This is a genomic window from Streptomyces sp. WELS2 (assembly GCF_013870595.1).
GTDB lineage: Bacteria > Actinomycetota > Actinomycetes > Streptomycetales > Streptomycetaceae > Streptomyces.
This window is the reverse complement of the sequence record NZ_JACBWZ010000021.1, coordinates 1-23,317: the sequence shown is the minus strand read 5'-3', so window position 1 is coordinate 23,317 and position 23,317 is coordinate 1. Positions and strand designations below refer to the sequence as shown.

Annotated in this window: 19 protein-coding genes and 3 pseudogenes; 14 read left to right on the top strand and 8 right to left on the bottom strand. The window is 72.1% G+C overall.

Annotation, left to right across the window (positions count from 1 at the left end):
* The 3 genes from H5J33_RS02765 to nudC all read left to right on the top strand — a co-directional run.
* The coding region (locus H5J33_RS02765) for a 3'-5' exonuclease (protein ID WP_181793184.1) at window positions 1–2,079 on the top strand (2,079 nt) is incomplete at its 5' end.
* A gap of 52 nt (window positions 2,080–2,131) precedes the next feature.
* Window positions 2,132–3,535: a dipeptidase gene (locus H5J33_RS02760; protein ID WP_181793183.1), complete on the top strand. Its 1,404-nt coding sequence runs from the start codon at window positions 2,132–2,134 to the stop codon at window positions 3,533–3,535.
* A 152-nt stretch (window positions 3,536–3,687) separates the two neighbouring features.
* The gene (nudC, locus tag H5J33_RS02755) at window positions 3,688–4,632 is read left to right on the top strand and encodes an NAD(+) diphosphatase (protein ID WP_181793182.1); all 945 of its coding nucleotides are present in this window, start codon (window positions 3,688–3,690) and stop codon (window positions 4,630–4,632) included.
* Between the two features lie 69 nt (window positions 4,633–4,701).
* On the opposite strand, the gene H5J33_RS02750 is transcribed toward nudC, so the two are convergent.
* Window positions 4,702–4,944: a mycoredoxin gene (locus H5J33_RS02750; RefSeq protein WP_181793181.1), complete on the bottom strand. Its 243-nt coding sequence runs from the start codon at window positions 4,942–4,944 to the stop codon at window positions 4,702–4,704.
* A gap of 220 nt (window positions 4,945–5,164) precedes the next feature.
* On the opposite strand from H5J33_RS02750, the gene H5J33_RS02745 reads away from it, so the two are divergent.
* The 4 genes from H5J33_RS02745 (at window position 5,165) to H5J33_RS02730 (ending at window position 8,710) form a co-directional block, all read left to right on the top strand.
* Window positions 5,165–7,360: an ATP-dependent DNA helicase UvrD2 gene (locus tag H5J33_RS02745; protein WP_181793180.1), complete on the top strand. Its 2,196-nt coding sequence runs from the start codon at window positions 5,165–5,167 to the stop codon at window positions 7,358–7,360.
* Window positions 7,361–7,524: 164 nt separating this feature from the next.
* The gene (locus tag H5J33_RS02740) at window positions 7,525–7,848 is read left to right on the top strand and encodes a hypothetical protein (RefSeq protein ID WP_181793179.1); all 324 of its coding nucleotides are present in this window, start codon (window positions 7,525–7,527) and stop codon (window positions 7,846–7,848) included.
* 173 nt (window positions 7,849–8,021) lie between these two features.
* Window positions 8,022–8,390 carry a WhiB family transcriptional regulator gene (locus H5J33_RS02735; protein WP_181793178.1) on the top strand — a complete coding sequence of 123 codons (369 nt, stop codon included), beginning with the start codon at window positions 8,022–8,024 and terminating at the stop codon, window positions 8,388–8,390.
* Entirely contained in the window at window positions 8,387–8,710 is a 324-nt protein-coding gene (locus tag H5J33_RS02730) for a hypothetical protein (protein ID WP_181793177.1), read from the top strand. Before H5J33_RS02735 ends, H5J33_RS02730 begins: the two co-directional genes overlap by 4 nt.
* A gap of 138 nt (window positions 8,711–8,848) precedes the next feature.
* On the opposite strand, the gene H5J33_RS02725 is transcribed toward H5J33_RS02730, so the two are convergent.
* Window positions 8,849–10,225: an AarF/ABC1/UbiB kinase family protein gene (locus H5J33_RS02725; RefSeq protein WP_181793176.1), complete on the bottom strand. Its 1,377-nt coding sequence runs from the start codon at window positions 10,223–10,225 to the stop codon at window positions 8,849–8,851.
* Window positions 10,218–10,853 (bottom strand): annotated as a pseudogene (locus H5J33_RS02720) (TOMM precursor leader peptide-binding protein); the annotation flags it as partial. The pseudogene H5J33_RS02720 and the gene H5J33_RS02725, both read right to left, overlap by 8 nt.
* Here H5J33_RS02720 and H5J33_RS02715 point away from each other — a divergent pair.
* Window positions 10,813–11,478, top strand: a pseudogene (locus H5J33_RS02715) (alpha/beta fold hydrolase); the annotation flags it as partial. The pseudogenes H5J33_RS02720 and H5J33_RS02715 overlap by 41 nt on opposite strands.
* Before the next feature lie 25 nt (window positions 11,479–11,503).
* On the opposite strand, the gene H5J33_RS02710 reads toward H5J33_RS02715, so the two are convergent.
* Window positions 11,504–11,809: a hypothetical protein gene (locus tag H5J33_RS02710; protein WP_181793174.1), complete on the bottom strand. Its 306-nt coding sequence runs from the start codon at window positions 11,807–11,809 to the stop codon at window positions 11,504–11,506.
* A 340-nt stretch (window positions 11,810–12,149) separates the two neighbouring features.
* Here H5J33_RS02710 and H5J33_RS02705 point away from each other — a divergent pair, with 340 nt between their 5' ends.
* From H5J33_RS02705 to H5J33_RS02685, 5 genes are all read left to right on the top strand, one after another.
* Entirely contained in the window at window positions 12,150–12,743 is a 594-nt protein-coding gene (locus H5J33_RS02705) for an ABC transporter permease (RefSeq protein WP_309485296.1), read from the top strand.
* A gap of 56 nt (window positions 12,744–12,799) precedes the next feature.
* On the top strand, window positions 12,800–14,575 hold the full coding sequence (locus tag H5J33_RS02700) for an ABC transporter substrate-binding protein (RefSeq protein ID WP_181793173.1): 1,776 nt from the start codon (window positions 12,800–12,802) through the stop codon (window positions 14,573–14,575).
* Between the two features lie 11 nt (window positions 14,576–14,586).
* A complete protein-coding gene (locus H5J33_RS02695; protein WP_181793172.1) occupies window positions 14,587–15,579 on the top strand; it encodes an ABC transporter permease in 993 nt (330 codons plus the stop codon).
* Window positions 15,576–17,225: an ABC transporter ATP-binding protein gene (locus H5J33_RS02690; protein WP_181793171.1), complete on the top strand. Its 1,650-nt coding sequence runs from the start codon at window positions 15,576–15,578 to the stop codon at window positions 17,223–17,225. Before H5J33_RS02695 ends, H5J33_RS02690 begins: the two co-directional genes overlap by 4 nt.
* 193 nt (window positions 17,226–17,418) lie before the next feature.
* Window positions 17,419–17,808, top strand: coding sequence for a peptidase inhibitor family I36 protein (locus H5J33_RS02685; RefSeq protein WP_181793170.1), 390 nt, complete (start codon window positions 17,419–17,421; stop codon window positions 17,806–17,808).
* 82 nt (window positions 17,809–17,890) lie between these two features.
* Here the strand turns inward: H5J33_RS02685 and H5J33_RS02680 are convergent, their stop codons facing one another.
* The 4 genes from H5J33_RS02680 to H5J33_RS02665 all read right to left on the bottom strand — a co-directional run bounded on the left by H5J33_RS02680 (window position 17,891) and on the right by H5J33_RS02665 (window position 22,608).
* Window positions 17,891–20,128, bottom strand: a complete 2,238-nt coding sequence (locus H5J33_RS02680) for a glycosyl hydrolase family 18 protein (protein WP_181793185.1) — start codon at window positions 20,126–20,128, stop codon at window positions 17,891–17,893.
* 283 nt (window positions 20,129–20,411) lie between these two features.
* A complete protein-coding gene (locus tag H5J33_RS02675; protein ID WP_181793169.1) occupies window positions 20,412–20,672 on the bottom strand; it encodes an NAD(P)H-dependent oxidoreductase in 261 nt (86 codons plus the stop codon).
* A gap of 42 nt (window positions 20,673–20,714) precedes the next feature.
* Complete coding sequence (locus tag H5J33_RS02670; protein ID WP_181793168.1) at window positions 20,715–21,677, bottom strand: hypothetical protein; 963 nt, start codon at window positions 21,675–21,677, stop codon at window positions 20,715–20,717.
* A gap of 67 nt (window positions 21,678–21,744) precedes the next feature.
* Window positions 21,745–22,608 carry a carbon-nitrogen hydrolase family protein gene (locus H5J33_RS02665; protein WP_181793167.1) on the bottom strand — a complete coding sequence of 288 codons (864 nt, stop codon included), beginning with the start codon at window positions 22,606–22,608 and terminating at the stop codon, window positions 21,745–21,747.
* 217 nt (window positions 22,609–22,825) lie between these two features.
* Here H5J33_RS02665 and H5J33_RS02660 point away from each other — a divergent pair.
* Window positions 22,826–23,317, top strand: a pseudogene (locus tag H5J33_RS02660) (aminoglycoside phosphotransferase family protein); the annotation flags it as partial.

Below are 23,317 nucleotides of genomic sequence, written 5' to 3'. Positions count from 1 at the left end.
GTCGACCCGGCCGAGGTGATATCGCTCGCCGACGCCCTGGACACCTTCCTGGAAACGCCGGCCGACGGCTACGGGGACGACGACGGGCTGCCGTTCTCGGCGGACGCGCGCGTGCGCTTCGCCCATCTCGCCGCCGAGCTGCGCGACCTGCGCCGCTCGCTGTCCGACCCGCTGATGGACGTCCTGCACCGCGTCCTCGCCGTCACCGGTCTCGAAGTGGAGCTGTCCGCGTCACCGCACGCGCTGGCCGCCCGGCGCCGCGAGACCCTGTCCAACTTCCTGGACATCGCCGCGTCCTTCGCCGCGAGCGACACCGAGGCCACCCTGCTGGCCTTCCTCGGCTTCCTGCGCACCGCCGCCCAGTACGAGAAGGGGCTCGACAACGCGCTGCCCGGCGGCGAGAACACCGTCAAGGTGCTCACCGCGCACAAGTCCAAGGGCCTGGAATGGGACGTCGTGGCCGTCCCCGGCCTCGTCACCGGCACCTTCCCCAGCGCCCAGGGCCGCGAGAAGTGGACCGCCCAGGCCAAGGTGCTGCCGCACGCCCTGCGCGGCGACACCGACACCCTGCCCGACGTCGACAGCTGGGACGCGCGCGGCATGAAGTCCTTCCACGAGGCCATGAAGGACCACCAGCACACCGAGGAACTGCGCCTCGGCTACGTCACCTTCACCCGCCCGCGCTCGCTCCTGCTCGGTTCCGGCCACTGGTGGGGACCCAGCCAGAAGAAGAAGCGCGGCCCCTCCGACTTCCTGAAGGCCCTGCACGACCACTGCGCCGCCGGGTACGGCGAGATCGAGGCGTGGGCGGAGGAGCCTCCCGAGGACGCGGAGAACCCGGCCCTGCACACGGCCGACGCCGACCAGGTGTGGCCGCTCCCGCTGGACGCCGACGCGCTGGCCCGCCGCCGCGCCGCCGCCCGCACCGTCCTCGCCCACCTGGACGCCCTCGCCGCCCGCCCCGAGGGCCCCGGCCCGGCCCTGCACGACCCCGCCGGCGACGAACACCCGGACTGGCCCGCACCACCGGAGGAAGGCCCGTACGACGCCCCGTACGGCGAGGGGCCCTACGACGCCCCGTACGACGAAGAGCCGTACGAAGACCTCTCCGGCGACCCGTACGACGGTGATCCGTACGACGGCGACCCGTACGAGGACACCCCGCACGACGACGCTCCGCCGCCCTGCGGCCACGAGCCCGACGGCGACGAGGAGCCCCGGGGCCGGGAGCCCGCGGGCCGGACGCGCGAGGCACTCCCGGGCGGCGCCCCCGTCCCTTTCCCGGACGGCCCCACCGGTCTGGTCCCGCCCCAGGCGTCCGCCCCGCAGGACGGCCCCTTGGCCGCCGGGCCCCACCCCGGCACCGGCCTCACCCCGGAGGAGGCCCGCGCCATCGCCTCCTGGGACCGTGACCTGGACGCGCTCACCGGAGAGCTGCTGCGTGCCCGGCAGGCCGTCACCGAGGTCCCCCTGCCCGCCACGCTCACCGCGTCCCAGCTGCTGCGGCTGGCCGAGGACCCCGACGGGCTCGCACAGGAACTCGCGCGCCCCATGCCGCGCCCCCCGCAACCGGCCGCGCGCCGGGGCACCCGGTTCCACGCCTGGGTCGAGGCCCGCTTCGAGGAGCTGACCCTGCCCCTGCTGGAGCCGGACGAGCTGCCCGGCGGCGACGCCGAGATCGCCGACGAGCACGATCTCGAAGCCCTGAAAGAGGCCTTCGAACGCACCGAGTACGCCCGGCGCACGCCCTACCGGGTGGAGGCCCCCTTCCAGATCACCCTGGCCGGCCGCGTCATCCGGGGCCGCATCGACGCCGTCTACAAGAACGGTGACGGCGACGAGGCGACGTACGAGATCCTCGACTGGAAGACCGGCCGCACCCGCACCGCCGACCCGCTCCAGCTCGCCGTGTACCGCCTCGGCTGGGCCGAGCAGCAGGGCGTTTCGCCCGAGTCGGTCACGGCCGCCTTCCTGTACGTGCGCACCGGCGAGGTCGTACGCCCCGAGGGCCTGCCGGACCGGGCCGCGCTGGAGCGGCTGCTCACGGGTGAGACGGAGAGCACACGGGAGGCGAGCTGAGTGTGACGAACCGCCCGCCGAGGTTGTCGGTGCGGGCCGATAGGCTCGTGGCATGAGCCAGACCCCGGACAGCGCCGTCCGCACGTACATCGAGCAGCACCGCGCCGCCTTCCTCGACGACCTCGCCGCGTGGCTGCGCATCCCCTCCGTATCGGCCCGGCCCGACCAAGCGCCCGACGTACGGCGCAGCGCGGACTGGCTCGCCGACAAGCTGAAGGCCACCGGTTTCCCCACCGTGGAGGTCTGGCCGACCCCGGGCGCCCCCGCCGTCTTCGCCGAGTGGCCCTCCGACGACCCAAAGGCCCCCACGGTCCTGGTCTACGGCCACCACGACGTCCAGCCCGCCGCCCGCGAGGACGGCTGGGACAGCGACCCCTTCGAGCCGGTCGTGCGCGACGGCCGCCTCTACGCGCGCGGGGCGGCCGACGACAAGGGCCAGGTGTTCTTCCACACACTCGGCGTCCGCGCCCACCTCGCCACGACCGGCCGCACCACGCCGGCCGTCGGCCTCAAGCTGCTGATCGAGGGCGAGGAGGAGTCCGGCTCCCCGCACTTCCGGGCGCTGGTGGAGGAGCGGGCCGACCGGCTCGCCGCCGACGCCGTGATCGTCTCCGACACCGGCATGTGGGCCGAGGACACCCCGACCGTGTGCACCGGCATGCGCGGCCTGGCCGAGTGCGAGATCCGGTTCCACGGGCCGGACCAGGACATCCACTCCGGCTCCTTCGGCGGTGCCGTGCCCAACCCGGCCACCGCCGCCGCCCGCCTGGTCGCCGCCCTGCACGACGAGCACGGGCGCGTGGCGGTACCCGGGTTCTACGACGGCGTCGTGGAGCTGACCGACCGCGAGCGCGAGCTGTTCGCCGAGCTGCCCTTCGACGAGGAGCGCTGGCTGCGCACGGCCAAGTCGTACGCCGCGCACGGCGAGGCCGGGTACACCACCCTGGAGCGCGTCTGGGCGCGGCCCACCGCCGAGGTCAACGGCATCGGCGGTGGCTACCAGGGCCCCGGCAGCAAGACGATCATCCCGTCCACGGCCATGGTGAAGCTGTCGTTCCGGCTGGTCGCCGGCCAGGACCGCGACCACATCGAGAAGGCCGTCCGCGCGTGGGCCGCCGAGCAGGTGCCCGCCGGCATCCGGTGCGAGACCGTCTTCGGCTCGGCCACGCGCCCGTGCCTGACCCCCCTCGACCACCCCGCGCTGCGGTCCGTGGTCCGCGCCATGGGCCGCGCCTTCGAGAAGCCGGTCCGCTTCACCCGCGAGGGCGGCTCCGGGCCCGCCGCCGACCTCCAGGAAGTACTCGGCGCCCCGGTGCTCTTCCTGGGCATCTCCGTCCCGTCCGACGGCTGGCACGCCCCCAACGAGAAGGTCGAGCTGGACCTCCTCCTCAAGGGTGTCGAGACCAGCGCCTACCTATGGGACGACCTGGCCCGGAACTGGCGCACCGCGCCCTGACCGGCCGGCGCCGTACGGAAGGGCACCGCGCGCGGGGCACACTGGTAGGACCGTCCCGACCGCCCCGCCCGCGCCCCACCCGGTGCCCTCCCGCCCACGTCCCGCCGAACCGCCCGCCGCAAACCGCTGTACTGGGGGAGTTGGAAGCACACGTGACCACCTGGACCGACCACACAGCCGATCGACCCATCTCGCTGACCGCCCCGAGCGGCATCGACCGCGCCGCCCACCACCGGCTGGACGAGGCCTGGCTGGCGGCGGCGTGGAGCCACCCCACGACCCGCTGTTTCGTGGTCTCCGGCGGCCAGGTGCTGATCGACGAGACGCCGGACGGCCGGACCGAGCTCGTCATGACGCCGTCCTTCGAGGCGCCGCTCACCGAGGCGCACCGCTACTTCCTCGGCATCGACGAGGAGGGCGTCAGCTACTTCGCACTCCAGAAGGACTCGCTGCCCGGCCGGATCGACCAGTCCGCGCGCCCGGCGGGGCTGCGGGAGGCCGGGCTGCTGCTGTCGCCGCGCGACGCCGGGCTCATGGTGCACGCCGTCGGCCTGGAGAACTGGCAGCGCACCCACCGCTTCTGCTCCCGCTGCGGTGAGCGCACGGTCATCGCGGCGGCCGGCCACATCCGCCGTTGCCCGGCCTGCGGCGCCGAGCACTACCCGCGTACCGACCCGGCCGTGATCATGGCGGTGACGGACGACGAGGACCGCATCCTGCTCGGCCGGCAGGTGCACTGGCCCGAGGGCCGCTTCTCCACGCTCGCCGGGTTCGTGGAGCCGGGCGAGTCCATCGAGCAGGCGGTGCGCCGTGAGGTGTCCGAGGAGGTCGGCGTCACCATCGGCCCGGTCGAGTACGTCGCCAGCCAGCCCTGGCCCTTCCCGTCCAGCCTGATGCTGGGCTTCATGGCCCGCGCCACGACCACAGGGATCGACGTCGACGGCGACGAGATCCACGAGGCCCGCTGGTTCTCCCGCGAGGAACTGCACGCGGCCTTCGAGTCCGGCGAGGTGCTGCCGCCCTACGGCATCTCCATCGCGGCCCGGCTGATCGAGATGTGGTACGGCAAGCCCCTGCCGACCCGCGGCTTCGTGTGACACGTGAAGGGCGGCCCCGGTCTTGCGGGGCCGCCCTTTCACGTCGGTCGCGGCGCGAGCCGCGGAGCGCTATGCGGTGAGCTTCTGCTTCACCTGGGCCAGCGACGGGTTCGTCAGCGTGGTGCCGTCCGGGAAGAGCACGGTCGGGACCGTCTGGTTGCCGCCGTTCGCCTTCTCCACGAAAGCGGCGGACTCGGGGTCCTGCTCGATGTTGATCTCGCTGTACGCGATGCCCTCCCGGTCCAGCTGGCTCTTCAGCCGCCGGCAGTAGCCACACCACGTCGTGCTGTACATCGTCACAGTGCCCTGCATGTCTTTCGCTCTCCTCGCACGGCTCGGAAAATCTCGTCGCGAAGGAGAACACGGGCGAGCGGAGCCTCATTCCCGGGCGGGGTATCGCCGCCCGCCGACCCGCCTTCGGTGTGATGCCCGCCGCATCAGTACGACGATCAGCCTGTAATCAGTACGACTGCGAGCCCTCGCCTGTGGACAACTCGCACAGCCGTCCCGGGCGACCTGGCAGCATGGCGGTGTGACAGCAGCAACGCATTCCACCCTCTTCCCGCGGGTACCGGAGTCGCCCGACGCGGTGCTCGAAGGGCTCGACCCCGAGCAGCGCGAGGTGGCCACCGCCCTGCACGGTCCGGTGTGCGTGCTGGCCGGAGCGGGCACGGGCAAGACCCGCGCGATCACCCACCGCATCGCCTACGGGGTGCGCGCCGGCATCCTGCAGCCGTCCAGCGTGCTCGCCGTCACCTTCACCGCCCGCGCCGCCGGAGAGATGCGCGGCCGACTGCGCCAGCTCGGCGCCCAGGGCGTCCAGGCCCGCACCTTCCACTCCGCCGCGCTGCGCCAGTTGCAGTACTTCTGGCCGAAAGCGATCGGTGGCTCCATGCCCCGGCTGGTGGACCGCAAGATCCAGCTGGTGGCCGACGCCGCCGCGTCTCTCGGCACCCGCCTCGACCGCAACGAGCTGCGGGACGTGACCGCCGAGATCGAATGGTCCAAGGTCACCCAGACCGTCCCCGCCGACTATCCGTACGCGGCCGCGAAGGCCGGCCGCGAGGCCCCCCGCGACCCGGCCGAGATCGCCCACCTCTACGCCGCCTACGAGGACCTCAAGCGCGACCGCGCGGTGATCGACTTCGAGGACGTCCTGCTGCTGACCGTCGCCGTCCTCCAGGACCGGCACGACATCGCCGAACAGGTCCGCGCGCAGTACCAGCACTTCGTCGTGGACGAGTACCAGGACGTCAGCCCCCTCCAGCAGCGGCTGCTGGACCTGTGGCTCGGCGACCGGGACAACCTGTGCGTCGTCGGCGACGCCAGCCAGACGATCTATTCGTTCACGGGAGCAACCCCCGACCACCTGCTCGACTTCCGCGTCCGGCACCCCGGGGCCACGGTCGTCAAGCTGGTCCGTGACTACCGCTCGACCCCCCAGGTGGTGCGCCTCGCCAACGGCCTGCTCGCCCAGGCCAAGGGCCGCGCCGCCGGACACCGGCTGGAACTCGTCTCCCAGCGCCCCCCGGGACCCGAGCCCGTCTACACCGAGTACACCGACGAACCCGCCGAGGCCGAGGGCGCCGCCCGGCGCATCCGCGAGCTGATCGACGCCGGCGTCCCCGCCGCCGAGATCGCCGTGCTGTTCCGCACGAACTCCCAGTCCGAGACCTACGAGCAGGCGCTCGCCGACGCCGGGGTCCCCTACCAGCTGCGCGGAGCCGAGCGGTTCTTCGACCGGCCCGAGGTCCGCAAGGCCGGCGTCGCCCTGCGCGGCGCGGCCCGCTTCGGCGGCAACGACTCCCTGCTGGACGACGCCGTGGACCTGCCCTCCCAGGTGCGGGCGGTGCTGTCCGGCGAGGGCTGGACCACCGAGCCGCCGGCCGGCTCCGGTGCCGTCCGCGAGCGCTGGGAATCCCTGGCCGCCCTGGTCGCCCTCGCCCACGACCTCGCCGCCGCCCGGCCCACGGCCACCCTCGCCGACTTCGTGGCCGAACTGGATGAGCGGGCGAACGCCCAGCACGCCCCGACCGTCCAGGGCGTCACCCTCGCCTCCCTGCACGCCGCCAAGGGCCTGGAGTGGGACGTCGTCTTCCTGGTCGGCGTCGCCGAGGGCATGATGCCCATCACCTACGCCCGCACGGACGAGCAGATCGAGGAGGAGCGCCGGCTGCTCTACGTCGGCGTCACCCGCGCCCGGGAACGCCTCCATGTCTCCTGGGCCCTGTCCCGCTCGCCCGGCGGCCGCCCCAACCGCAGACCGAGCCGCTTCCTGGAGGGCCTGCGGCCCGGTACCACCCCCACCGTCGGACACACCGGCTCCGGCACGGGCGGCGGAGTCGAGCGCGGGTTCACCGCGGGTGCCGTCGCCGCCCCCCGGCGCATCCAGCGCACCCCCGCCCGCTGCCGGGTCTGCGGCCGCACGCTCACCGACGCGGGCGAGATGAAGCTGATGCGCTGCGCGGACTGCCCCTCGGACATGGACGAAGGGCTCTACGAGCGATTGCGCGAGTGGCGGGCCGTCCAGGCCGAGCGCAGCGGCCAGCCGGACTTCTGCGTCTTCACCGACCGGACGCTCATGGCCATCGCGGAAGCCTGCCCGGAGACCTCCGCGGAACTCGCCCGCATCCCTGGTGTCCTCAGTCGCAAGCTGCGCAGCTACGGCGCCGATGTTCTGGCCATCTGCGCAGGTCAAGAGCCTGGTGAAGCCCATGGGGACGACTGAGCGGAACTCGTCGAAAAAATAGTTTGCACATGCCCCGGCAATCCCCATAGGTTCTAGGCACGGAAGCAGCGGCCTTCTCGAAGGCCCCGGTTCCGTGTTGTACTTGCATATCCGAGCGGACTGGTTCACTCCAGTCCCTGAGACGCCGAGAGGAGGCGAGTCCAGTGATCAGCATCAACTTCAGCACCATCAGCACGGCCAAACTGACCGATCGCTCGACCGTCTCCACGTGCATGCTCGGCGCCTCGAACCAGGGCACCGGTCTGTCCGGCATCTCTGCCGTGCGTCCGGCGTCCTCCATTGCCCTCGCGGGTCTTCCCGTCCGCGAGCGCGATGAGCGACCGAGCAAGGCACTGGAAGCGGTAGAGGCACAGGCGCACGCCTATGCCTTTGCGGCGGCCGGTGCCGGATTCCGGAAGCAGACGACGCAGCACCACCACCTGATGTGGGCCTTCCGTGGGCCAGAACCCTGGAGTGATCCAGCCTGATCGCCGATCAGGCCGGCGCCTTCAGGGCCGCGGAACCCCATCCGGGATCCGCGGCCCTTCTGTTTGTCCCGAACGGGACAGCGGAGCGAAGGGGCCTCGGGACAAGAAAAGAACCCGGTACCCAGCCGACACCCGGTCAACCGGCCGGACCGAACAGACGAGGAAGACCAATCGTGCAACTCGAAGCGCACGCCCCGTCCGTACCGCCTTCGCAAACGATCCCCCCGCCCTGCCTCACGGAGGACTCCGCCTTGACCCCCCTGACCGCGCTCACCGCGCTCGACGACGCCATCGAGAACCTCGGCGTAGCCGTACCCTGCCGCTCCTACGACCCGGAGGTCTTCTTCGCCGAGTCGCCCGCGGACGTGGAGTACGCCAAGTCCCTGTGCCGCACCTGCCCGCTGATCGAGGCCTGCCTCGCCGGAGCCAAGGAGCGGCGCGAGCCCTGGGGCGTCTGGGGTGGCGAGCTGTTCGTCCAGGGTGTCGTCGTCGCCCGGAAGCGGCCGCGTGGCCGCCCGAGGAAGAACCCGGTCACGGCATGAACACCGCAGGAACGATCGATCGCCCCCTCACGCACGACCCCAAGAAGCAGGCCCCGATGAAGCCGTCCACCAGCGAGCCCGCCGGCTCCGCGATTCCAGACTCCACCATCACCGGCGCGACCGAAGCGCGTCAGAACAGGAACCGTGAGATGCAACTCATGCAAGAAGCCCTGGCTCGTGCGCATATGCACGACCGGCTCCATGACGCCGTACGGGAACGCCGGGCCATGCGCCTGGCGGTCGCCCAGCGGATGCAGCGCCGGGCCGAGCGCGCCTCGCTGCGCGCGCGCCGCGCGCTCGCCATGGCCGTCATGCAGTGATGAACACCTGAGCAGCGGTGGCCTCCCGGACCCGGGAGGCAAAGCTCCCCGCGGGGGCCGGTCCGGCCGAACGGACCGGCCCCCGCGGTGCGTTGCGCCCCGAGAGCGAGCTCGTCACGAATCCCGGGGCGCGCCGGATCACGCGCCCGCGGCGGATTCCTCCTCCGGGCCGGCCTCGGCCGCTCCGGTCACGAAGCCCGGCAGCCAGTCCTCCAGTTCGTCCCGCAGCCGTACCGTGGCACCCAGCTGGCACAGGACCCCGATGGTGCTGAGGGTCACCCGGTGTATCAGCAGATAGGACGGCGGCAGATTGAGCCGCTTGCCGAGCTGGTAGGCGGGGGAGCGGGGGTCGGCGATGCGGGCGGCCTGGCCGCGCATCCAGGAACGGGTGAAGGTGAACGCGTCCACCCGGGCCGGCTCGATGATCGGCAGCAGATAGTCCAGGACCGCCTCCGGGTCCAGCTCGATGGTCTCCTTCACGAACCCCTCGGCGCAGAGCAGTTCGTAGACCGTCTCCGCCTCGCCGTCCAGGGTCATCCGCAGGGAGACGCCGATCGGGGTCGGCAGACCGCCGGGGAGCCGGTCGACCGTGCCGAAGTCCAGCACGCCCAGGCGCCAGTCGTCCGCCCCGCCCGGGCCGCCGGGCAGCAGCCGGAAGTTGCCCGGATGCGGATCGGCGTGCAGCAGGCCGGTGCGCGCCGGGCCCGAGAAGAGGAAGCGGGCCAGCAGCTGACCGGCCCGGTCGCGCTGTTCCTCGGTGCCGTCCGCGATGATCTCCGACAGCGGGATGCCGTCGATCCACTCGGTCACCAGGACCTGCTCGCACTGGTGCACCACCGCCGGGACGACCACGTCCGGGTCACCGGCGAACTCCTCCGCGTGCGCGGCCTGGGCCTCGGCCTCCAGGCCGTAGTCCAGTTCCTCGGAGACCCGGTCCCGCAACTCCGCGATCAGCGGCTTGATGTCCATGCCCGGGATGAGCGGGCCCAACAGCCGGGCGAAGCGGCTCAGTTGGCCGAGATCGGACAGGAGCGCCTCACCGGCGCCCGGGTACTGCACCTTGACCGCCACCTCGCGGCCGTCGTGCCACACCGCCCGGTGCACCTGCCCGATGGAGGCCGCGGCGGCCGGCTTGTCCTCGAACTCCTCGAACAGCTCCCGCCAGTCCGGGCCCAGCCGCTCCTCGAGCACCGCGTGCACCGTGCGGGTCGGCATGGGCGGGGCCGCCTCCTGGAGCTTGGTCAGGGCCGCCCGGTAGGGGCCGGCGACCTCCTCCGGCAGCGCCGACTCGAAGACGGACAGGGCCTGCCCGAACTTCATCGCACCGCCCTTCAGCTCGCCGAGCACCTTGAACAGCTGCTCCGCCGTGCGCTGTTGCAGCTCGCGGCCGACCAGCTCCGCGGACTCGCCCACGATCCGCTTGCCCAGCCCCCAGGTCGCCCGGCCGGCGAAGCCGAGCGGGAGCGCGGCGAGCTTGGCGGTACGGGTGACCGCCTTCCGGGGAAGATCAGACATGCGCCCTCCAGGTCCCAGTCGGCCGTGCCGCGCCTGCTTCGCGTTGTCGCTCCGTCGACGGCCGTTGCACCGCCATTGTCTCGCGCCGCTCGCCGTCGGTTGAGGAGCGCTCCCGTTTACTTCTCCCGGCCGCACCGCAGCCGCACTCCGGATGCGGCCGGACCGGGCGGGCGCGCTGGTCCATGCCGGGCAGACGGACCTCCCAGCGGGTGCCCGCGACGGCCGGTGTCCGCCCGTCGAGGAAGGCCAGGGCATGGGCCGCGGCGAGACCGGCCACCGTCGTGGCCAGGGCCAGATCGCAGGCCCCGACCCGGCGGACCCGGCCCGAACGCCACTGGGTGACCAGCCGGGGCCAGACCGGGTCCCGGTCCCGGCGGTCCAGCTCCAGACAGCCGGCGCAGCCCGACTCGCCGGGCAGCACCAGCGGCCCGACGACGCCCGTGCCCTCCACCACACCGGCGTACAGATGGGGCGTGCCGGAGGCCAGGAGCGGTTCGGCGGCGCACGGATCCGGGGCGTGCACGGCGATGTCCTCCCTGGGCGCGAGGATCACCAGGGAGAAGCCGGGGTCCCCGGCGCCCGACCCCGGGCGGTGGGCATGGCGCGGCGGTTCGATGGGCGGGATGCGGGCCGTGGAGTGGGCGGTGTCCTACCCGGCGCGGACGGGCCGGCTGCTGCTCCTGGCGACGACGGCGGCGGCGAGCGCGGAACAACTGGCGTGGGCGGACATCCAGGTGGGCGCCATCCGCACGGATCCCCACTGGCAGGGGGGCGACTACCACGACACCGGCCGCGGGCCGCACACCGGGCTGGGGCTGGCCCGCAGGCTGGCCCATGTCACCTATCGCAGCGAGCCCGAACTCCAGGTCCGCTTCGGCCGGCTGCCGCAGGGCGGGGAGGACCCGTGGCGAGGCGGGCGCTATCAGGTGCAGTCCTATCTCGACCACCACGCGGCCAAGCTGGTACGCCGGTTCGACGCGGCGAGCTATGTCGTGCTGACCGAGGCGATGAACGCGCACGACGTGGGGCGGGGCCGGGGCGGTGTACGGGCCGCCCTGCGCCGGGTGACCGCGCCCACCCTGGTCGCCGGGGTGGACTCCGACCGGCTCTATCCGCCGGCCCAGCAGGCGGAACTGGCCGCGCTGATCCCGGGCGCCGACCGGCTCAGGGTGCTGGAGTCGCCGTACGGGCACGACGGGTTCCTGATCGAGACCGGACAGGTGGCGGCGCTCGTCCGCGAGTTGCTGGACTGAGACCGGCGCATTCTTGGCGGCGCACTCAGTCGGGTGGGCCGCCGGGGATGGCGAGTTCGCGGCCCCGGTAGAAGCCTTCCCGCTCCTCCACGACGTACGGAGCCATGGCGGCGCGCCGCTGCCCCTCGGGCTCGGACGCCCGCCAGGAGTCGCACGCCTCCTTTGAGTCCCAGAAGGACACTCCGGTGACCTCCTGTCCGTCCCCGGACCAGTACGCGAAGGCACGGCGCATTCCCCGCGGCCGGTCCGCGGGCCGCCACGCCCGTTCGAAGTCCTCCAGGCCGCCCGGCCGGATGCGGCGGGTCGTCACCCACACGAAGTGCTCCTCCATCGCGTTCTCCTCGCTACGGCCTTCCGGGTCGTCGGCGTCACTGCGACCACGGTAGGTCCCCGACGCGGAACGCGCCTGATGTGACCCTCGTCTCCGCCGGCCGGGCGATTCGCGGTGAATGGGGGTGTTTCCATGACGGAGATGTAAACGGGGAAACATTCTGGCAATCCAACGTCATTCATCTTGTTTGCCTTGCAATCGCAGGCATTGCGACTGTTTTGATCTTCCAATCTAATGTCCGGTGTCCGGAGTGGCAACCCCGTCTCCGGTGTGATCCAGGGCGCTCCTCCACTACCGGAGCACCCGAGGCAAGTCGGGAACCGTCATCGCCGTCGCCGGCGTGGCCGTCGGCGTGACCGCGGGCTACCTCAGCGGCCTCGTCGACCGGGCGTTCACCTTCGTCTGCAACGTCCTGCTCGCCTTTCCGGCCCTGCTGTTCCTGCTCACACTGGGCCCGGTCGTCCAGACCCGCTTCGTGGGACCCGACGAGAGCGAACCCGCCTGGATGCAGTTCACCGTCCTCATCCTGGTCTTCTCCGCCTTCGGCTGGGTACCGCTCGCGATGGTGCTGCGCACCGTCGTACGATCCCTGCGCGAGCGGGAGTTCGTCGAGGCGGCCCGGGCACTCGGCGCGAGCCGGCGGCACATCGTCCTTTGGGAACTGCTGCCGAACGTCTGGGCGCCGGTGCTGGTGCACATCACCCTCGCCGTGCCCGCGATCGTCACCACCGAGGCCGCGCTCTCCTTCCTGGGCGTCGGCATCAACGAGCCCATCCCGGACTGGGGCCGCATGATCTCCCGGGGCTCGGAGGTCTTCTACGACGACCCCACCTACATGGTGTTCCCCGGCGTCTCGCTCCTGGTCTTCGTCCTCGCCTTCAACCTCCTCGGCGACGCCGTGCGGGACGCGCTCGACCCGCACACCGTCCGCTGAGCCCCGCCTCCTCTCATCCTCACCGGCAACACCCGTACGACACAACGGAGTTCGTCATGCCCACCGTCATCCCGCGCGCCGCGGCCGTCCCGGCTCTCGCCACCGCCGCCACCCTGCTGCTGTGCTCCTGCTCCGCGGGGGCGGGAGCGGACACACACAAGAACAGCACCGCCGCCAAGAGCGGCCGGCGACTGACCGCCACCCTCGGGACCGCCGAGGACAGCCAGGGCCCCGCCCCGAAGATCCCCGGCGCCCGCCCGGGCGGCACCCTCACCATCGCCAACCCGGTCGACTACACCCACCTGGACCCGCAGAAGATCTACGCCGGCGAGACGTACAGCACCTCGCTGCTGTGGGGCAGGCAGCTGACGCAGTATCAGGTGGTCGACGGCAGGCCCCGGCTGGTCGGCGACCTCGCCACCGACACCGGCACCTCCTCCCACGGCGGCCGGACCTGGACGTACCACCTGAAGGACGGCATCGCCTGGGAGGACGGCGCACCCGTCACCGCGCAGCAGGTCAAGTACGGCATCGAGCGCACCTTCGCCCCCGGCTTCGAGGCCGGCCCCACCTACTGGCCCGAGTGGCTCACCGGCTCCAAGGACCGCACCGAGGCGGTGCGGAAGTACGGGGGCCCCAAGAAGGACGGCGACCTCGAGGCCATCGAGACGCCCGACGACAAGACCATCGTCTTCCACTTCCCCGAGCCCCAGTCCGACGTGCCGTACATGGCCGCCCAGTCCTCCTCCTCACCGGTCCGGGCCGACAAGGACACGGGCACCGGCTACGACGTGCGGCCCTTCGCCACCGGGCCGTACCGGATCGTCGAGCACAAGCAGAACAAGAGCCTCACCCTGGAGCGCAACCCGCACTGGAAGCCGGCCACCGACCCGATCCGGCACGCCTACCCGGACCGCTTCGAGTTCACCTTCGGCAAGGCCGTCCTCAACACCGCCCAGGAGGTGTTCAACGGCCAGGGCACGGGGGCGACCACCCTGACCACCAAGGGCACACTGCCGCCGGAGCTGATCTCCACGGTCGAACGCGACCCCGTCAAGCGGACGTTGGTCGTCTCCGGCAGCCAGGGTGCCTACACCTCGGACCTGTACATCAAGAACGACCGGGTCACCGACCCCGAGGTCCGCAAGGCCATCCACTACGTCTTCCCCCGCCGGCAGGCCCGCCAGGTGCTCGGCGGCCGGTACGCCGGCGACTTCGCGACCACCCTGTCGTCGCCGGCCGTCGTGGGCTGGAAGAAGTACGACCTCTACCCGGTCGCGCCCACCGGGGACATCACCAAGGCCAGGGAACACCTGGCCAAGGCCAGGACGAGGGTCACCAGACTGACCTACGCGTACCCCGTCTACAGCGCGCAGGACGATCAGGTCGCGCAGGTCCTCGCCGACGCCTTCGCCAGGATCGGCGTCAGGCTGGTGGTGAAGGGCCTCCAGCCGGCCGCCTTCGACGCCGAGGTGTTCCGCAACGACGCCCCGTACGACCTGTGGCTGTCCACCAACTCCGTGGACTGGCCCACCCCGTCGACCCTGCTGCCCGACAGCTTCGAGAGCCATCTCGATCCGCTGTCCAACTCCATCCGCTACGCCAACCCCCGGGTGGACGCCGAACTGGCCCGCATCGCGCGGATCGGTGACGCCCGGAGGAAGGCCGCGGAGCTGATCGGCCTGGAGGAGACGGTCATGAAGGACGTCCCCGTGGTGCCGTTCCTCTACAAGAGCGTCTCCCAGTTCCGCGGCAAGGACGTCGGCGGCGCCGCCATCCACCCGATCTACGGCGCCACGGCCGCGGTCGACCTGTACCTCAAGAACGCCTGATCCCCGCGACCATGACCCGATACCTCCTCAAGAGGGCCGCGCAGGCCGTGGCGGTGCTCCTCGCGATCACCGCGCTGGCCTTCGCGCTCTTCTACGCGGCCCCCTCCGATCCCGCGCTGATCGCCTGCGGCCCCAAGTGCGACACCGCGCAGGTCGAGGCGGTCCGCGCGAGCATGGGGCTCGACCGGCCGCTCCTCGCCCAGTTCCTCGACTACGCCGGCGGCATCGTGACCGGCCGCACCATCGCGGACGTCGACGGCACCCCGATCCCCTGCCCGGCCCCCTGCCTCGGCTACTCCTACACCCTCCACCAGCCCGTTGTCTCCGCCATCGCCGACCGCCTGCCGGTGACCGTGTCCCTCGCGGCCGGCGCCCTGACGGTGATCCTCGTCCTCGGCGTCGGCTCGGGCCTGGCCGCGGCGCTGCGCCGGGGCCGGATGACGGACCGCCTGCTGTCCGGCTTCAGCCTGCTGGGCGCGAGCGTCCAGATCTACTTCCTCGGCTACGTGCTCCAGTTCCTGCTCGTCTACTCCACGGGCCTGTTCCCGCTCCCCCGCTACGTCCCCTTCGCGACCCACCCCGCCCAGTGGGCCCTGGGTCTGCTCCTGCCGTGGCTGGTCCTCGGCTTCGTCAACGCGGCGGTCTTCGCCCGCCTCACCCGCTCCCAGCTGCTGGAGACCATGCACCACGGGTATGTGCGCACGGCCCGCGCCAAGGGACTGGGCACACTGCGCGCCCATCTGAAGTACACCGCGCGCGGAGCGGCCGGCCCCCTGGTGCAGCTGCTCGGCCTGGAGGTCGGGGCGCTGTTCGGCGGCGCGTTCATCACGGAGACCGTGTTCGGTCTCGGCGGCGTCGGCAAACTCGCCGTCGACGCGGTGAACGGCAACGACCTGCCCACGGTGGTCGGCACCGTGCTCCTGGCCGCGTTCTCCGTCGTCGTGTTCGTGGCCGTCGCCGACGCGGTGGTGGCCTGGCTGGATCCCCGGGTGAGGCTCGCATGAACAGACGACCCGCTTTGCGCGTACGCGACTTGACGGTCACCTTCCACACGGCACACGGCCCGGTCCCGGCGGTCCGGGACATCTCCTTCGACGTGGCACCGGGTGAGGTGCTGGGGCTCGTCGGGGAATCCGGCTCGGGCAAGTCGACGATCGGTCTGGCCGCCCTGGGCCTGCACGATCGCGCGCGCACCCGTGTCGAGGGAAGCGTCCGACTGGGCGGCGACGGACGGGAGTTGGTGGGTGCGCCGGAGCCCGTCCTGAAGCGGGTGCGCGGCGCCGAGGTCGCGATGGTCTTCCAGGACGCCCTGGACGCGCTGTCGCCGTACCACACCATCGGCGCGCAGATCGCCGAGGCCTACCGCGTCCACCATCCGGGGGCGGGCCGCAAGGAGGCACTGCGGCGGGCGGCCGCGATGCTGGAGCGGGTGGGCATCCCGGCCGCCAGGGCCGCGGACCACCCCCACCACCTCTCGGGCGGCATGCGCCAGCGGGTGGTGATCGCCATGGCGTTGGTCAACGACCCGGTCGTGCTGATCGCCGACGAGCCGACGACGGCGCTGGACGCCAGGGTCCAGCGCCAGGTCCTCGACCTGATCGGCGAGCTCCGCGCGGAGACCGGTACGGCCATGGTCCTCGTCACCCACGACGTGGGCGTGGTGGCGGCGACGTGTGACCGCATGCTGGTGCTGCGCGGCGGCGAGGCGCTGGAAGAGGGCCCCACGGCGCGCCTGCTGACCTCCGCTACCCACCCCTACACCCGCGCCCTGGTCCAGGCGGCGCCCACCCTGCGCACCCCGCCCGGCAGCCGTCTGCCCACGGTCGAGGATCCGGAGCCGAGGCCCCGTGCGAAGGCCCGGCCGCGTACGGCTCCGGCCCCCGGTGTGCTGGCCGAGGTACGCGACCTGCGCGTGGACTACCCGGGCCGTCGCCGTTCCCGCCCGCACACCGCGGTCGCCGGCGTGAGCCTGCACGTGAGCCGCGGGGAGACCCTGGGCCTGGTCGGCGAGTCCGGCTCGGGCAAGTCCACGATCGCGAGGGTGCTGGCCGGTCTGCGCCGCCCGACGAGCGGGGAGGTTCTCTTCGACGGCCGGGACGTCTCCGCGGCGGCGACGAACGCGCGGCTGCGCCGCGAGCTGAGCCGGGACGTGCAGCTGGTCTTCCAGGACCCGTACGCCTCGCTGAACCCGCGCCGGACGGTGGAGCAGATCGTCACGACACCACTGCGCGTCCACACGGACCTGGACGCGACGCGGCGCCGGGACAGGGCGGTGGAACTCCTGGAGCGGGTGGGCCTGTCCGCGGCGCACCTCTCCCGCCACCCGCACGAGTTCTCCGGCGGCCAGCGCCAGCGCATCGGCATCGCCCGCGCGCTGGCCGTCCGGCCGCGCCTGGTCATCGCCGACGAACCGGTCTCCGCGCTGGACGTCTCCGTCCAGGCGCAGGTCCTCAATCTCCTCATGGACCTGCGCGAGGAACTGGGCCTGTCGCTGCTCTTCATCTCCCACGACCTCGCGGTGGTACGGCACTTCTGCGACCGGATCGCGGTCGTGAAGGACGGCGAGCTGGTGGAGGAGGGGCCTCGGGACACGGTCTTCGGCACACCGGGTGCCCCCTACACGAAGGAACTGCTCGCCGCCGTCCTGTGACCGGCGCGCCGGACGCGGGCACGCTCCCCTCGCTCCGCCGGAGGACCCGGCTCGCCACGCCCGGCGGAGAACCACCCACAACGCCTCACGCGCCCTCCTGCACGCTCTGGTGACCGTGATGTGCGGGCCACAACACTGTCAGCCGTCGTCCGGTGACACCGACGGCAGAACCTGCGGAAAGGAAACCACCTTCATGTACCGTGTCACGTCGCTCGCCATCGCCTCCCTCGCCGTCGTCGCGGCCCTCGGCACGACCCCCGCCGCGTCCGCCAACGCCCCGGCCCCGGCCGGCAAGAGCTCCGCGGCGACTTTCCGGTGCGACCCGGGACACTTCTGCATCTACAGCAACTATGACGGTCGCGGCAGCCGCTGCCAGTGGACGCAGGAGAAGGTCGCGAACACCGCCGACCGGTGTTCCTTCATCCGCAACGGCAAGAAAGTGCTGTCCGTGTGGAACGGCACCGGCCACCGCGTGCAGTACTACAAGCAGACCAACTTCAACGGACGCGTCGGCTCGACCGCCGCCGGCCACGGCGGAAACCTCATGGGCACCTACCAGATCCGCTCCTTCAAGAAGCAGTAGGTACACGCGGATACGTGGAACCCGGGCGGGCGGCCCGCCGCCCGCCCGGGAACCGTACGCGGTGCCGGGCTCCGGGGTCCGGCTACCTCAGTCCGTCGTCCAGCGCGGTCATCAGCTGACCGTTCGGTGTGTCGCCGGACATCTCCCAGACGAATCCGCCCAGCAGGCCCTTGGACTTGATCCAGGCCGTCTTCTTCCCGATCGACCAGGCGTCGTCGAACGACCACCACTGGCCGCCGGGACCGGTGTAGCCGTACGTCGAGACGGACTGCTCGTCGTGGCGTACGGTCATGCCGGGGAAGCTGGTGATGAGGTTGTGGTAGCCGCGCACCCCGGCCTCGGTGTCGAACTGGCCGGGCGCGGCACCGCCCGCGTCCTGCCACTCACCGGCGGCCCCGCCGTCGGTCACGCCCTGCCAGCCGCGCCCGTAGAACGGGAAGCCCACCGTCAGCTTGCGCGGACCGACCCCGGCGTCCAGATAGACCTTGACCGCGTCCTCGACACTGAAGTGGAAGGGGTACGGGTCCTGGGCGTCGGCGTACAGGTTGGAGGCGTGGCCGGTGCGCCCCGGCTCCCAGGAGTTGTCGCTGCCGGCTCCGTGGAAGTCGTATCCCTGGACGTTGGCGTAGTCGAGCGAGTCGAAGATCCGGGTCAGGTCCCAGCCGGCGGAGATCTTCGCGGGGTCGGCCGGGGTGAACGCGGTCAGCAGCCGGTGTTCGCCGCCGAGCGCGTCGAGCTGCTTGCGGAACTCGGCGAGCAGCGCGGTCAGGTTGGCCTTGTCCTGGGTGCCGTAGTGGTTGCCCGGATGCCCTTCGGAGCCGGGCCACTCCCAGTCGATGTCGATGCCGTCGAAGATCCCGGCGGCCGTGCCCGGGCCGCCCGCGCCGTTGTAGACGGGCAGATCGCCCTTGATCCACACATCGACGCAGGACTTGACGAACTTCTCCCGGGAGGCCTGGGTGGCCGCCGCGTCCGAGAAGAACTTCGAGTACGTCCAGCCGCCGATCGACACCACGACCTTCAGCTTGGGGTACTTGGCCTTGAGCTTCCGCAACTGGTTGAGGTTGCCCCGGAGTTTACCCCAGCCGTCGTCGGCGACACCGTCCACCGACTGGGCGGCCGACATGGGACGCGCGTAGTCGGCGTCGGCGTCGCCCGCGCCGGTGCCCTCGTCGGGGTCCTGGGGGTTGGCGGAGACGCCCTTGGTGACGCCCGCCTGGCAGGTGAGGTTCACCGGGTCCAGGTTCTCGAAGGCGTAGTTGACGACGTCGAGCCTGGCCGCGGCACCCGAGGTGTCCAGGTTCTTCACGAAGTACTGGCGGCCGTAGATGCCCCACTGCGCGAAGTAGCCCACCTTGAGCTGCTTGCCCGGCCCGGCCACGTCGTCGGTGGTGACGGTCAGCGCGTTCGACGCCGGTGAGGTGTTGTCGGCGGTGTCGCGGGCCTTGACGGTGAAGGTGTAGGCGGTGGCCGGGGAGAGCCCGTCGACCGTGGCCGTCGTGGTGTCCGCGCCGACGGACTTCGCCAGCGTGCCGCCGCGGTACACGTCGTACGCGGCCACGTCCACGTTGTCGGTGGACTTGTCCCAGGCCAGGCCGACGCTGGAGGAGGTCTTGCCGGTGGTGCGCAGGCGGCCGGGCGCGGTCGGCGGTACCGGGTCGGTCGACGGGTCGACGGTCTTGACGGTCAGCGGGGCGCTCACCGGTCCCACGTTCCCGCGCGTGTCCTTGGCGCGCACGGTGAACGTGTAACTCGTGGCCGGGGTGAGGCCGGTGACGGTGGCCGAGGTGCCGGTCGTGGTGACCGCGGTGTCCGGGGCGCCGAGCACCTCGTAGGAGGCCACGGGGTGGTCGCCGCCCTGCGCGGCGGTCCAGCTCAGCGCGACCGAGTGCGCCGTGACCGCGGTCGCCCTCGGTGCGCCGGGCGCGGTCGGCGGGGTGTCGGGGGTGCCGTCGCACTTGTCGCCGTTGACGGTGCAGCCCGTCGGGGGGGCGATCGGCCCGTTGGCGATGAACCAGTAGCTGTACGGTTCGGTGCTGCCGCCGGCCGGGACGCCGGCGTTGTAGAAGGCGTTCTTCACGGTCACGTGCCGGCCGGAGACGGTCGCGTCGCCGTTGTAGTGGCCGGTGACCGAGACCCCGGCCGGCAGGTCGAACTCCAGGGTCCAGCCGTTGACGGCGGCCGCGCCGCTGTTGCGGACGACGTAACTCCCCTTCCACCAGGAACCGTTGTCCTGGCTGGTGAACGTCGCCGTCAGCGTGCCGGCCGCGTGGGCGGGGGCGGCGAGCGCGGCGAGCAGCGCGAGCGGCAGGAGCAGCATGGCGCCCAGGCCGGCGGTCCACCGCCGGAACCGGGCACCGTGCCGAGCGGCGCCGGGCCCGGGGCTGCCGGAGAGCGCTCCGAACGGGTTGCCGCGCGAGGGCATGCGTGGTGGTCTGCGCCGGTGGAACATGGCTCTCCCTGTGGTGGTGGGGGTGGTACAGGGGTGAGGTGAACCGTGTGTGCGCGTTGCCTGACCGAGCGCTTTCAACGTAGAAGGTCTGGACCAATGCGTCAACGGCCCGGACGGGGCGGCCCGTCGAGGCGCGGGTACGCCGTGTGCGTCAGCGCGGGTGCCGGGCCGCCCGCGCGTCGGAGGCCCTGTGCCGCCCGGGCGGCAGCACCGGTTCCCGGACCGTGATGGCGCGCGGTTGCGGAACGACGGTCCGCAACCGCGCGATCGCCCTGGTCCCGCCGGAGCCGCCGTATCCGACGAACGCGACCGGTTCGCAGGCCCACTCGGTCGAGTCCCAGTCGATCACGTTCTTCACCGGCGCCGGGAAGCTGTGGTTGTACTCCGGGGTGAGGAACACGAATTCGCCCATAGGTGAACTCAACACGCGTCGGGCCGGTGCCGGCGGTATCGGCTACACGGGATTCCCGTTGGCGGCGAGGCGGGCGCTCATGTCCGCGTGGGCGCGCCGGGAGTGGGCGTTGGCCGGGTCGTGGAGGAGGCGGAGGTAGTCGTAGAGGACCTGTACGCTCTCGTCGCGGGTGGAGTAGGACGCGTCCGAGGTCAGTTCGAGGTTCTTGGTGACCTCCATCAGCGTGCCGTCGGACGCCGCGTACACCGGGTGCCAGATGAGCTCCACCGCCGGGTGGAGGGCCATGATCACGCGCAGTTGCGGCACTTCCTGTGCGATGAGGACGCTGTCGGGCTCGTACGCGCGCAGAAAGATGTGGACGGGGCCGCGGGCGCGGCTCACGAAGGCTTTGGACAGGACGTTCCACATCGGTGTCTTGAGCTTCCAGTCCGGGATCAGGGTCAGCTTGTCGACCACGCCGCCGAACGGGGTCGCCTCCAGAGGGGTGTGGCCCTTGGCGCGGGCGTAGTCGCTGACCTCCCTGCCTCCCGACCAGAGGGCCATCGTCGGTGTGTCGATCCCCAGGTAGTCGCCGACGACCTTCACCAGTTCCAGGTACCAGCTGTTCGACGCGCGGTAGTCGCGCTGCTCCTGACGGACGGTGAACTTCGTCATGGCCTCGTCGTTGAGCCGGCCCTGCTCGGCGATGCCGCCGAGGACGAGCTGCCAGGCCACGTCCGTGACATCGGCGGGGAAGCCCGCCTGGGCCATCATGTCGCGGAACGTGCTCCATTCGCCGTGCGCGGTGGGGTCGGCGGCGTTCCGCCGCGCCTCCTCGCCGACGTCGGGACCGGTCTGGCGCTGCAACCGGCGGGTCACGGCCGCGTTGCCCACCATCCGCTGGAGTACGGCGAGTTCGGCGGGACGTGCGGCCGCACCCGCGCCGAGGTCCCGGGCCGTGTCCTGGGCGCGTCTCCTCGGTGCGGGCTGGGGTACCGGCGCCTGGTGTGTCACTGTCTTTCGCACGGCCCGGTCCTTCCGCGTCGCCGCTCCGCCCCGAGACTAGGGCTTCGGCGCCGGTGCCGAAAGGGGATCAGCCGAGCCGGTGCCGCATCCGGGTGTGCGTGGTCGTCTCGCCCGGGTCGCCCGGCACGGGTTCCGCGTCGCGGGCGGCGCGCAGGACCCGAGGGTCGAGGTCTGCGGTGATCAGCTCGGGCCGGTCCACGGCGGCCTCGGCGAGCGGTCGTCCGTCCGGGCCCCAAACGGCGCTGGACCCACAGGCGTTCCAGCCCCCCGTAGTGCCGATGTGGTTGGCGAGCACGGCGTAGCAGGAGTTGTCCAGGGCCCGTGCCGGGAACCATGTGCGTGACTCCTGGTACCCGTTGCCGACACCGAACAGGGCGCCGACGACGTAGGCGTGGCAGCCGTCCAGCGCGGCCGCACGCGCGTGCTCGGGGAAGCCGGAGTCGTAGCAGATGCCCAGTCCCAGGCGCCAGCCCTCGAGCTCGAGGGTGCACCCGGCCGCACCCGCTCGGTAGATCTCCCGCTCCGACTCGAACAGGTGCTGCTTGTCGTAGCGGGCGGCGAGCTCCCCGTCCGCGTCGACGACCAGTGCCGACACATACAGATCGCCCTGATCGTGGAACGCGGCGCCGACAACGGCGATCGTGCCGGTCTCCCGGCAGGCGCCGGCGATGGGCGCCAGTCGCGGGTCGCCGGGCCGCACGGCGCATCGCTGCGGATCGGACCGGACGAGGTCGGGCTCGTAGCCGCTGAGGAACTTCTCCGGGAAGACCACCAGCCGGGCTCCGGCCCGGGCGGCGTCATGGACCATGGCCGCCACGGTGGCCGCGTTGGCCTCGACGCCACCGGCCTCGGCCTGTGCTTGTGCGGCGGCTATGCGGACCGGACGGGACGGGAGCGGATGGCGGCGGTGCCGGGCTGCGTGTTCTGTCACGGATCTTCACCCTACCGCCGCCCCTCGGCACACCTGTGTGCGAGGGCGCGGACATCAGCCTCCGGCGGCGCGAGTCCTCCACGCGCGGCTCGGAGGACAGGTGTTCCGTCGCCTCCGGGCCGGTTCACGAGGAGCTCTCGGCCGGGTTTCGCCTCGCCGTTGGTGGGCGTGGCCGCGTAAGGTGCGCGGGTCGTGGTGGAGGAGAGGCGGTCGGGACGTGGCATCGACTGTGGTCGCGCGGGAGCGGTTGGCGGGGGCGGCGCGGGCCGCGCTGGGCGGTGGGCGGCGGCTGGTGGCGGTCGAGCGGGTCACGGGCGGCAGCAAGAAGGGCGTGTACCGCCTGGTGATGGACGACGCGACGACCGCCATCGCCTACCTGTGGGACGACGCCGAGAACTACTGGCCGGCGGCCGAGGGCGACGACGATCCCACCGACCCGTTCTCGCCGGGGCTCGGGCTCGACCTGTTCGAGGCCGCGCACGCACGGCTGACCGCGCTCGGCGTCCGTGTCCCGGCCATCCGCCTCCTCGACCGCGCCGGCGGTGACGGTTCGTCCGGCCTGGCCGTCGTCGAGGATGTGCCGGGCGAGAAGCTGGAGCAGGTGCTCGCCCGGGACCCGCGTGCGGCGGCCCCCGTCATGGCCCGGCTCGCCGAGGCCCTGGAAGCGATGCGCCGGCACCGCGCACCGGCGTACGGCAAGGTGGCCGTG

Excerpts from the sequence above, each read along its gene's own strand:
- H5J33_RS02760 (WP_181793183.1), top strand. The coding sequence starts at position 2,132 with ATGAGCCAGACCCCGGACAGCGCCGTCCGCACGTACATCGAGCAGCAC.
- H5J33_RS02750 (WP_181793181.1), bottom strand. The coding sequence starts at position 4,944 with ATGCAGGGCACTGTGACGATGTACAGCACGACGTGGTGTGGCTACTGC.
- H5J33_RS02730 (WP_181793177.1), top strand. The coding sequence starts at position 8,387 with ATGAACACCGCAGGAACGATCGATCGCCCCCTCACGCACGACCCCAAG.
- H5J33_RS02725 (WP_181793176.1), bottom strand. The coding sequence starts at position 10,225 with ATGTCTGATCTTCCCCGGAAGGCGGTCACCCGTACCGCCAAGCTCGCC.
- H5J33_RS02710 (WP_181793174.1), bottom strand. The coding sequence starts at position 11,809 with ATGGAGGAGCACTTCGTGTGGGTGACGACCCGCCGCATCCGGCCGGGC.
- H5J33_RS02700 (WP_181793173.1), top strand. The coding sequence starts at position 12,800 with ATGCCCACCGTCATCCCGCGCGCCGCGGCCGTCCCGGCTCTCGCCACC.
- H5J33_RS02695 (WP_181793172.1), top strand. The coding sequence starts at position 14,587 with ATGACCCGATACCTCCTCAAGAGGGCCGCGCAGGCCGTGGCGGTGCTC.
- H5J33_RS02690 (WP_181793171.1), top strand. The coding sequence starts at position 15,576 with ATGAACAGACGACCCGCTTTGCGCGTACGCGACTTGACGGTCACCTTC.
- H5J33_RS02685 (WP_181793170.1), top strand. The coding sequence starts at position 17,419 with ATGTACCGTGTCACGTCGCTCGCCATCGCCTCCCTCGCCGTCGTCGCG.
- H5J33_RS02680 (WP_181793185.1), bottom strand. The coding sequence starts at position 20,128 with ATGCTGCTCCTGCCGCTCGCGCTGCTCGCCGCGCTCGCCGCCCCCGCC.
- H5J33_RS02675 (WP_181793169.1), bottom strand. The coding sequence starts at position 20,672 with ATGGGCGAATTCGTGTTCCTCACCCCGGAGTACAACCACAGCTTCCCG.